This window comes from Serratia sp. (in: enterobacteria) (genome assembly GCF_046715635.1).
GTDB lineage: Bacteria > Pseudomonadota > Gammaproteobacteria > Enterobacterales > Enterobacteriaceae > Chania.
Genome location: NZ_JBKJYW010000062.1, coordinates 1 through 9,369, shown reverse-complemented (window position 1 = coordinate 9,369; position 9,369 = coordinate 1). Strand labels below are relative to the sequence as shown.

Annotated in this window: 8 protein-coding genes and 1 pseudogene; 5 read left to right on the top strand and 4 right to left on the bottom strand. The window is 54.3% G+C overall.

Translation table 11 applies throughout. The features are described from left to right. The first annotated feature begins 123 nt into the window (after window positions 1–123). Complete coding sequence (gene bacA / locus ACLQ7H_RS03195; protein ID WP_411751421.1) at window positions 124–951, top strand: undecaprenyl-diphosphate phosphatase; 828 nt, start codon at window positions 124–126, stop codon at window positions 949–951. 105 nt (window positions 952–1,056) lie between these two features. On the opposite strand, the gene ACLQ7H_RS03190 is transcribed toward bacA, so the two are convergent. Further along, on the bottom strand, window positions 1,057–1,371 hold the full coding sequence (locus ACLQ7H_RS03190; RefSeq protein ID WP_021179490.1) for a CcdB family protein: 315 nt from the start codon (window positions 1,369–1,371) through the stop codon (window positions 1,057–1,059). 2 nt (window positions 1,372–1,373) lie between these two features. Next, window positions 1,374–1,610, bottom strand: a complete 237-nt coding sequence (locus ACLQ7H_RS03185) for a type II toxin-antitoxin system CcdA family antitoxin (protein WP_021179491.1) — start codon at window positions 1,608–1,610, stop codon at window positions 1,374–1,376. A 313-nt stretch (window positions 1,611–1,923) separates the two neighbouring features. Between ACLQ7H_RS03185 and lldP the strand changes: the two are divergent. The 3 genes and pseudogenes from lldP to lldD all read left to right on the top strand — a co-directional run bounded on the left by lldP (window position 1,924) and on the right by lldD (window position 5,514). Continuing rightward, window positions 1,924–3,579 (top strand): annotated as a pseudogene (gene lldP, locus ACLQ7H_RS03180) (L-lactate permease). Continuing rightward, window positions 3,576–4,358 carry a transcriptional regulator LldR gene (gene lldR, locus ACLQ7H_RS03175; protein ID WP_411751420.1) on the top strand — a complete coding sequence of 261 codons (783 nt, stop codon included), beginning with the start codon at window positions 3,576–3,578 and terminating at the stop codon, window positions 4,356–4,358. The pseudogene lldP and the gene lldR overlap by 4 nt, the downstream one beginning before the upstream one ends. Before the next feature lie 16 nt (window positions 4,359–4,374). Next, entirely contained in the window at window positions 4,375–5,514 is a 1,140-nt protein-coding gene (gene lldD / locus ACLQ7H_RS03170; protein WP_411751419.1) for an FMN-dependent L-lactate dehydrogenase LldD, read from the top strand. 54 nt (window positions 5,515–5,568) lie between these two features. On the opposite strand, the gene ACLQ7H_RS03165 is transcribed toward lldD, so the two are convergent. After that, entirely contained in the window at window positions 5,569–6,804 is a 1,236-nt protein-coding gene (locus ACLQ7H_RS03165) for a multifunctional CCA addition/repair protein (protein ID WP_411751418.1), read from the bottom strand. 244 nt (window positions 6,805–7,048) lie between these two features. Beyond that, complete coding sequence (locus ACLQ7H_RS03160) at window positions 7,049–7,666, bottom strand: TIGR04211 family SH3 domain-containing protein (RefSeq protein WP_411751417.1); 618 nt, start codon at window positions 7,664–7,666, stop codon at window positions 7,049–7,051. A 277-nt stretch (window positions 7,667–7,943) separates the two neighbouring features. Here ACLQ7H_RS03160 and ACLQ7H_RS03155 point away from each other — a divergent pair, with 277 nt between their 5' ends. Further along, complete coding sequence (locus ACLQ7H_RS03155) at window positions 7,944–9,251, top strand: inorganic triphosphatase (protein ID WP_411751416.1); 1,308 nt, start codon at window positions 7,944–7,946, stop codon at window positions 9,249–9,251. The last annotated feature ends 118 nt before the right edge of the window (window positions 9,252–9,369 follow it).

Genomic DNA, 9,369 nt, shown 5'->3' with positions numbered 1-9,369 from the left:
GCAACTAAAGACCGATATGCTGGTCTGTAACTAGAATTGTTTAAGCGGCAAGGTATTGAACATTGCCGCTTTTTTGTGCTTGTACCTTTAATAGCGTTAAATTTGAAATGGGGTAGTGGTCTGATGGCGGACATGCATTCATTGTTTGTGGCATTTGTTCTTGGGGTAGTTGAAGGGCTGACAGAGTTCCTGCCGGTTTCCTCAACTGGGCACATGATTATCGTTGGCGAATTGCTGGGTTTTACCGGCGATAAGGCGAAAACCTTCGAGGTTATAATCCAACTGGGTTCGATCCTGGCAGTGGTTGTGGTGTTCTGGCGGCGTCTGTTTGGCCTGATCGGCATTCACTTTGGTGGCAAACCTGTCCCCCATGAAGGGCATACGCCAGGGCGGCTAAAACTGGGCCATATCTTGCTGGCGATGATCCCGGCGGTCGTCCTGGGGCTGATCTTCCATGATGTGATCAAATCCCTGTTTGCACCGAGAAACGTGATGTATGCCTTGGTCGTTGGGGGGCTGTTGCTGCTGGCTGCCGAATGGCTGAAGCCGAAAAAACCTCGCGCGGTCGGATTGGATGATATCACCTATCGTCAGGCATTTATGATCGGTTGCTTCCAGTGTCTGGCGTTGTGGCCTGGCTTCTCCCGTTCTGGCTCCACCATTTCCGGCGGCATGCTGGTTGGCGTAAGCCGTTATGCGGCCTCGGAGTTCTCCTTCATTCTGGCGGTGCCGATGATGCTTGGGGCTAGCGGCCTGGATCTGTACAAGAGCCTGCACTTCCTGACGCTCAATGACCTGCCGATGTTTGCCGTCGGTTTCGCCACCGCATTTGTGGTGGCACTAATCGCGATCAAGACCTTCCTGCAGCTGATCAAGCGTATTTCGTTTGTGCCGTTTGCCATCTACCGCTTTGTCGTTGCGGCGGCGGTCTACATGGTGTTCATTCATTAATCCGGGCACCAGCTCGAACGTTTTCTCTTCTCCAATAGTGGGCTCTTTGCCCACTATGTTCATATTACTTGTATTGGCGCATTCGATTGGTCGCTACCAGTGGCTTCAAATTCCATCAATGAGAAAATCTATTGCCGCTTTTATCTGCGGGCGGTATTGCGCCGCATTGCAGAACTCAGCACCCAAAGCGCGAACAGGAATACTTGCAAGTTCATGAGCCATTACGGCGTATTCTTTGCCGTCCGTCAGCATGATTACCGGATTCATCCGGTCTGGGCGACTGCTGCCCGGATATTTTTCAACAGGCAACAGTGGGATCACAATACGGCGGTTTAACTGGCCGATAATATCGCTCGTTACATCAAGTAGCAGGGGATAAACGACGCTTTTTCCGGGATTGTAGTAGACGGTGAATTGCATCGTTAAAAAGTCCTGTACTCATCGCTAAAGCAGCCGTGTTCATCATGGAAACGATTTAACGCCTCAAGAGCCCCTCTGTTTTCTTCCTGCCATTTTTTCGTTGCGTGATGACGTAGTTCGGCATCTAGTGCGGCAGTCAAAGTGGCACTAAGGTTAATTCCTGCATCACGTGCCCGGTTAAGCAGGCCTCGTTCTACAGTCATTGTGACGCTTTGTGTATTGCGTACTTTTACTGTCATGGTGTGCTCTCCTGTGATGGGTTACGTGTTATCTACACGACATAATGCACGCATTATAGCAGGCTATAGCGCGAGGGATCCCCAAATAATAGTGCTGCTTAATCTTGCTCATTTAGCACCCCCTTCTCCCCCTTTTGGTCCGACCAATGCCGGAGAAATGTAAACCGCTGGCACATAAACGGCAAAAAACCAAACAGACACATTGCATGTTTTTAACAATAAGTTAACTATTAGTTATCAATTATATGACTTCGCCCTGTTGGTACGACCCATTAAGCGGAGGAGTATGTAAATAATCGCGGGAGTTATCTACATGGAAGTCTGGCAACAAGTTTATGATCCCATTGGCAATATTTGGCTATCAAGTGCGATCGCGGCACTGCCTATTGCGTTTTTTTTCTTGGCGTTGATTAAACTGAAGCTCAAGGGGCATATTGCAGCAACGTTAACCGTTGGGATAGCTTTGCTGGTGGCATTATTCCTCTACCGCATGCCCATTGACCGAGCGCTCGCTGCGGTGGTTTATGGTTTTTTCTATGGGCTGTGGCCGATAGCCTGGATCATTATTGCCGCGGTTTTTGTCTACCAGATTTCGGTAAAAACCGGGCAGTTTGACATCATCCGCTCTTCCATTCTCTCTATCACCCCCGACCAACGTTTACAGATGCTGATCGTCGGCTTCTGTTTTGGTGCCTTTTTGGAAGGTGCCGCCGGGTTTGGCGCACCGGTAGCCATTACCGCCGCCTTGTTGGTTGGGCTGGGGTTCAATCCGTTGTATGCCGCAGGGCTTTGCCTGATCGTCAACACCGCCCCGGTGGCTTTCGGCGCTATGGGCATCCCGATTATTGTTGCGGGCCAGGTGACCGGGTTGGACAGCTTTGAAATCGGCCAGATGGTTGGGCGCCAATTGCCGTTCCTGACGATTATCGTGCTGTTCTGGATCATGGCGATTATGGACGGTTGGCGCGGCATTAAAGAAACCTGGCCTGCGGTGGTCGTGGCGGGGGGAAGCTTTGCCTTGGCGCAGTATCTCAGCTCCAACTTTCTTGGGCCAGAGTTGCCAGACATCATCTCCTCGCTGGTTTCACTGGTATGCCTGACGCTGTTTCTGCGCGTTTGGCAGCCAAAACGCCTGTTTCGTTTTGATAATGCCTAGGGGGTCGTCGCCGACCAAAAGCTGGTGCAGCAGCACTATGCTTTGGGGCAGATTATTCGCGCCTGGATGCCGTTTATTTTTCTGACCGCTACGGTCACCCTGTGGAGCATCCCTCCGTTTAAAGCGCTGTTCGCTCAAGGTGGTGCGCTGTACGATTGGGTGTTCTCTATTCCGGTGCCTTTTCTGGATAAGCTGGTGGCCAAAATGCCGCCGGTGGTGGCAAACATCACGCCTTATGTCGCCGTTTTCAAACTTGACTGGTTCTCTGCCACCGGCACCGCCATTATGGTTGCTGCGATCGCCTCTGTCATTTACCTGCGCATGAAGCCCAAAGATGCGCTCACTACGCTGGCTGAAACGCTAAAGGCGTTGATGTTGCCCATCTATTCCATTGGCATGGTGTTAGCCTTTGCCTTTATTTCCAACTATTCCGGTCTGTCGGCAACCTTGGCACTGGCATTGGCGCATACCGGCAGTGCGTTTACCTTTTTCTCACCGTTCCTTGGTTGGCTGGGCGTGTTCCTGACCGGTTCCGACACCTCGTCCAACGCGTTGTTTGCCGCTCTGCAGGCCACCACTGCCCAGCAAATTGGCGTTTCGGATGTGCTGTTGGTTGCGGCTAACACCACCGGTGGAGTCACAGGCAAAATGATTTCACCACAGTCTATCGCGATTGCCTGTGCTGCCGTGGGGTTGGTGGGGAAAGAGTCTGACCTGTTCCGCTTTACGGTAAAACACAGCCTGATCTTCACCTGTATGGTGGGGGTTATTACTACGCTTCAGGCTTACTGGCTGACCTGGATGATCCCATGACGGCAAATCTTCAACCCACTGATCCACTACGCTCGGCCGCTCGTTTGGTTGAACGTATCAAGGAGATGATCCGCGAACGCCAACTGGAAATGGGGATGCGCTTGCCTGCTGAGCGCCAGTTGGCCAACGAGTTGGGCGTCTCGCGTTCCTCTTTACGTGAGGCGATTCAAAAACTGATTGGTGAAAAAGCGCTCATCAGCCGACGTGGCGGCGGAACCTATGTCTGCGACGAGCTTTCCCCCTGGTCGGAGCAATGCATCGTGGAACCGCTGATAACCTTGGTTGCCGACGATCCTGACTATCGTTATGACATTCTGGAAGCTCGCCACGCCATTGAGGCCAGCACCGCCTGGCACGCGGCAATGCGCGCCACCGCCGCAGACAAAGAGAAGCTACAGGCTTGCTTTGACGCCATGTTAGCGCTTCAGGAGAGCGATCATCCTGACCTTGCCGCTCAGGCCGATGTGCGCTTCCATTTGGCGATTGCCGAGGCTTCACACAACGTGGTGTTACTGCAAACCATGCGCGGCTTTTTCGATTTAATGCGCTCCTCCGTCATGCATAGCCGCCAGCGTATGTACACCCAGCCGACGATCTTCACCCGGCTGACTGAACAGCACGAGGAACTGCTGCTGGCGATCTTGGCAGGCGATCCTGAACGGGCGGGTAAAGCGGCTAAATCTCACCTGGGATTCGTGCATTCCACCATTAAAAATCCGCATGAAGATGAGGCCAGGCAGGCGCGTATTACCCGCTTACCTGATGAAAATTCACTGTAATAAGGGAGGGTGATCCATGATTATCTCAGCCGCTACGGACTATCGCGCTGCGGCGCAACGTAAACTGCCGCCGTTTCTGTTTCACTATATCGATGGCGGCGCTTATGCCGAGCACACTTTACGGCGTAACGTCGAAGATCTGGCTCAGGTCGCATTGAGACAGCGAGTGCTGAAGAACATGTCGGCACTCAGCCTGGAAACCAAATTGTTTAACGAAACCTTATCCATGCCAGTTGTCTTGGGCCCGGTAGGGTTGTGTGGCATGTATGCTCGCCGTGGCGAGGTGCAGGCCGCGCGGGCCGCAGAACAACATGGCATTCCGTTTACGCTGTCCACTGTTTCGGTCTGCCCAATCGAAGAGGTGGCACCGGCCATCAAGCGGCCCATGTGGTTTCAGCTGTATGTGTTGAAAGATCGTGGATTTATGCGTAATGCCTTGGAGCGGGCAAAAGCTGCAGGTTGTACCACCTTGGTATTCACCGTGGATATGCCGACACCAGGCGCTCGTTACCGCGATGCGCATTCGGGAATGAGTGGCCCACATGCCGCACTACGGCGTTATTGGCAATCCTTTACCCGCCCAGCCTGGGCGTGGGATGTTGGCCTGAATGGGCGTCCACACGATCTGGGGAATATTTCCGCTTACCTCGGAAAGCCCACCGGATTAGAAGATTATATCGGGTGGCTGGGGGCCAACTTTGACCCTTCGATTTCATGGAGTGATTTGGAATGGATCCGTGATTTCTGGCAGGGGCCGATGGTGATAAAGGGCATTCTCGACGCCGACGATGCGCGTGATGCCGTACGCTTTGGTGCCGACGGGATTGTGGTTTCCAACCACGGTGGTCGCCAACTGGATGGGGTGCTCTCCTCTGCCCGTGCACTACCGATGATTGCAGACGCGGTGAAGGGGGATATCACCATCCTGGCAGACAGCGGGATACGCAGCGGGTTAGACGTGGTGCGTATGATCGCACTCGGAGCTGATAGCGTGCTGCTTGGGCGCGCTTATCTCTATGCGCTGGCAACAGCAGGACAGGCGGGAGTGGAAAACCTGCTCGCTTTGATCAAAAAAGAGATGTACGTAGCGATGACGCTCACGGGGGCGAAAAGTATCGCTGAAATCAGCCGTGATTCGTTGGTGCTGGAGGGGTAGGTCGGGGGCGCCGCATGCTGTGCCCGCTTGAACCGCATGCGGCATCCGTTGAACTTAAGACTGAGGTTCCTGCTGTTTCTTCCATTCCGCCAGCGCCTGCTGACGGCGGCGTTTGACCTCGTCGCGGATCGCCAGACCCTGCAGGCCACTTTCCACCACCTCTTTGACCGAAACTGCGTTGGCGACCTGATAGGCCTGGCGTAGGTAATCGCCCTGCGGATAAGGGTTGTTTTCAAAACCGGTACGCCCGCGGGCATCGGCCTCACTGGTGAGGATCATCTGTTCTAGCCGCTGCGGTTTACGCCACACGTCGATGGCATCAAACAGTTTCAACAGCGTTTCTGGCCGCAGTTTGTTGACCGTATGGATCAGGTCGTGATACTCCGCCACCAGCTTCGCCAGTTCACGTACTGGATTAGGCACTCGCAGCCGTTGGCAAAGCTCCTCTACCAGCCTGACGCCCGCAGGACCATGGCCATAGTGGTGTGGCCAGAGTTCTTGCGGCGTGATGCCTTTACCGAGATCGTGGCACAGCGCCGAGAAGCGGATATCCACCTCGGGGCTGAGCTGGGTGGCAATTGCCAGCGTCATCAGCGTGTGTACGCCAGTATCAATTTCCGGGTGCCACTTCTCAGGTGCTGGCACGCCAAACAGGGCGTCGATTTCCGGGAACAGCACTTTCAACGCTCCGCAGTCGCGTAGCACCTGGAAATACACCTGCGGGCTCTGGCTCTGTAATGCCTTTTCGGTCTCTTTCCATACTCGCTCCGCCGTCAGGGAGGCTAGTTCACCACTTTCCGCCATCTGCTGCATCAGTGCGCTGGTTTCAGGGGCGACGGTAAAGCCCAGAGAGGCAAAGCGGGCGGCAAAACGCGCCACGCGTAACACTCGCAGCGGATCTTCGCCAAAAGCGTCGGAAACATGGCGCAACAGGCGGGCGTCGAGATCGGCCTTGCCATTATAGGGGTCAACCAATACTCCATCATCACCCCGTGCCATGGCGTTGATGGTGAGATCGCGCCGTAGCAGATCCTCTTCCAGCGTCACGTCCGGTGCGGCGTAGCAGGTAAATCCGGTGTAACCCTGGCCGGATTTGCGCTCGGTGCGGGCCAGCGCATACTCCTCATGAGTTTGCGGGTTGAGGAATACCGGGAAGTCTTTACCCACCTGCTGATAGCCAAGAGCCAACAGATCGGCAGGCGTTGCGCCGACCACCACCCAGTCGTGATCAAACACCGGTAAGTTGAGCAGGGTGTCACGGACGGCCCCGCCGACCAGGTAAATATTCACGATTTAACTCCTAAATGCTGTATACCCGTCGTCTTTCAAGCTGCAGCGTTGTTACCTGCGCTTGTCCACCCCAGTCACTTACAAAAGTAAGCTCCTGGGGATGAACAAGCTTGTCGCCTAGCTGCAGCTTGAAATCCATAGGGTATAGATAGGTGGTTCATTTGATCAGATTACATCAATTGGGCTGCGGATGCGTCAGGCAATAAAAAAGCGCCCGTAGGCGCTTAAACTGGCGGAACAGCAATCAGTTCATCCAGCGATTATTCTTGCGGCGTGGGATCAGGTGTGGCAACACCAGACCGAGCAGCAAACCAACGCCGGCAACGCCGCCGCCGTACATAAACCATTGCAGGATAATGGTGCGCTGTTTGTCGTCGAGTTGCAGATTCACCGCATTCACCTTCTTCTGCGCCACAACCAGCTGATTTTTCAGATCCTGGTTTTCCTGTTGCAGGCCGCTGATGGTGCTGTCGCTGGCGGCTACCTTCTGCTGCATTTCGGCAGTGCGCTGGTTCCAGCTATTATCAATATTGGCCAGCTTGTCGGTCAGGGTTTTCACCTGCTGTTCCAGCTCTGGCACCTGAGTGCGCAGGCTTGGCGTCTGGCTAAGCTGATCCAACGGGATCCAGACGCTGCGTCCTTTGGAATCGCGGATCTGGCCATAGTTGGTGCTGTCATTGACGCTCAACAGCATGACTTCTTCACCGGCATTCAAGGTGCCGACGATACGGTATTGGTTACCTGGGCCGCTATGGACATAAGTATTTAATTCATCGGAGATATAGCGTTTATCTTCGGCATGTGCGCCCCAAGTGATGCTAAAACTTAGCACGGCAAGGCAAATCAGGCGTAATTTCTGCATTATGTCATCGTTTCTGCGTGGATTTATGGAACGATAGTAGAGCGTTCAGTCTGACGGCGCAACGCTAAAACCGGAATGGGAACTATCCTACTATGCTAAATCCCGTCAGTTGCGCAGCATTCTATAACGTAACAGGTTTTTTCTGCAGTTGGCAGAGTCAAGTCAGGGGGAATCGCGGTAAGATACTCTCACTGTGCGTCGTCGGGCTGAGTGCGGCCGGCAACTCCGCCGCCGTGAAGACTCACGCGAATGCCTAACCTATTGGTGTAAAAGAACTATGAGCGTTGAAATAGAACTGAAGTTTATTGTTTCCCCCGCAGCGATTGCCAGCCTACCGGAGCGGATTGCCGCCTGGCCCAATCAGCATTCTGCGCCACAGAAGCTGACCAATATCTACTATGAAACCGCCGACAACTTTCTGCGCAATCATGATATGGGCCTGCGTATCCGCGGTTTTGACGATAGCTATGAAATGACCATCAAAACCGCTGGTTCGGTGGTGGGTGGGCTGCACCAGCGGCCGGAATATAACGTCGCCATCGCCAAACCCGCGCTGGCGCTGAAAAAATTCCCGGCGGATATCTGGCCGGAGGGCTGCAAGCTGGCTCCCTTGCAAAAGGCGTTGCAGCCGCTGTTCCGCACCGACTTTGTGCGTGAAAAGTGGGTGGTCACTTACGGCGCAAGCGAGATCGAGATTGGCCTCGATCAGGGCGAAGTACGCGCGGGTGAACTGGCTGAACCATTATGCGAGTTGGAGCTGGAGCTAAAAAGCGGTGAGACGGGTGATTTGCTGGCATTGGCAACCGCACTAGCGGAACAGGGTGGTTTACGCCAGGGCAGCCTCAGCAAAGCGGCTCGGGGCTATCATCTGGCGCAGGGCAATGCCGAACGTGAGTTACGCCCATTAAGCGTGCTGAAGCCTGCACCTAAATCCACGGTAGAACAGGGCATGGTAGCCGCTTTCGAGCTGGCGTTGAGCCACTGGCAGTATCACGAAGAGCTGTGGCTGCGTGGCGATAAACAGGCACGCCGCGCGGTAATGGAAGCGATCGGTCTGATCCGCCAGGCGTTGGTGATCTTTGGCGGATTGGTTCCGCGCAAGGCAAGCACCGATCTGCGTGCTCGGCTGACGGCTTTGGAACCTTTGCTGGTGGATAAAACCACTCAACCGCAGGAGCTGTGCTACGGCACGGAGTATCTGCAATGTAAGTTGGCACTCACATCGTGGTTGATCACCAGCGCATGGCAGCCGTTTATCGATGACAAATCGCAGGCTAAGCTGGAGGGTTCATTCAAGCGTTTTAGCGACATTATGCTGGGCCGTAGCGCCGCAGAGCTGAAAGAAGCCTTTACGCGCACCCTGAATGAAGATGAATATCAAGAGCAACTGCCCCGTCTGACGCGCCAGGTGCTGGCGTTTATTCTGCTTTCTGGTGCCTATCCGGATAGCGAAACCGGGCCGTATATCGACAGCTGGCGCGAGCTGCAATCAGCCATTGCCGAACGTCGGCAGGGTTGGTATGAAGCCAGCCGCAAACAGGCATTATCCCATGCGCCATTCTGGTTAAACGGCGCGGTTCGTTAACTCCAGCGGGCCTGCCGGGCTGCAGGCCACAGAACGGGTCATACACTATGTTGCCACTCTCTGCTGCGTTACAGCTTCAGGCACAGAACATCGTGCAGCGATTTCAGGAAACTCAGGG

Bases quoted from the DNA above. Each gene is read 5' to 3' on its own strand.
- bacA (WP_411751421.1), top strand. From the start codon at position 124: ATGGCGGACATGCATTCATTGTTTGTGGCATTTGTTCTTGGGGTAGTT.
- ACLQ7H_RS03190 (WP_021179490.1), bottom strand. From the start codon at position 1,371: ATGCAATTCACCGTCTACTACAATCCCGGAAAAAGCGTCGTTTATCCC.
- ACLQ7H_RS03185 (WP_021179491.1), bottom strand. From the start codon at position 1,610: ATGACAGTAAAAGTACGCAATACACAAAGCGTCACAATGACTGTAGAA.
- lldR (WP_411751420.1), top strand. From the start codon at position 3,576: ATGACGGCAAATCTTCAACCCACTGATCCACTACGCTCGGCCGCTCGT.
- lldD (WP_411751419.1), top strand. From the start codon at position 4,375: ATGATTATCTCAGCCGCTACGGACTATCGCGCTGCGGCGCAACGTAAA.
- ACLQ7H_RS03160 (WP_411751417.1), bottom strand. From the start codon at position 7,666: ATGCAGAAATTACGCCTGATTTGCCTTGCCGTGCTAAGTTTTAGCATC.
- ACLQ7H_RS03155 (WP_411751416.1), top strand. From the start codon at position 7,944: ATGAGCGTTGAAATAGAACTGAAGTTTATTGTTTCCCCCGCAGCGATT.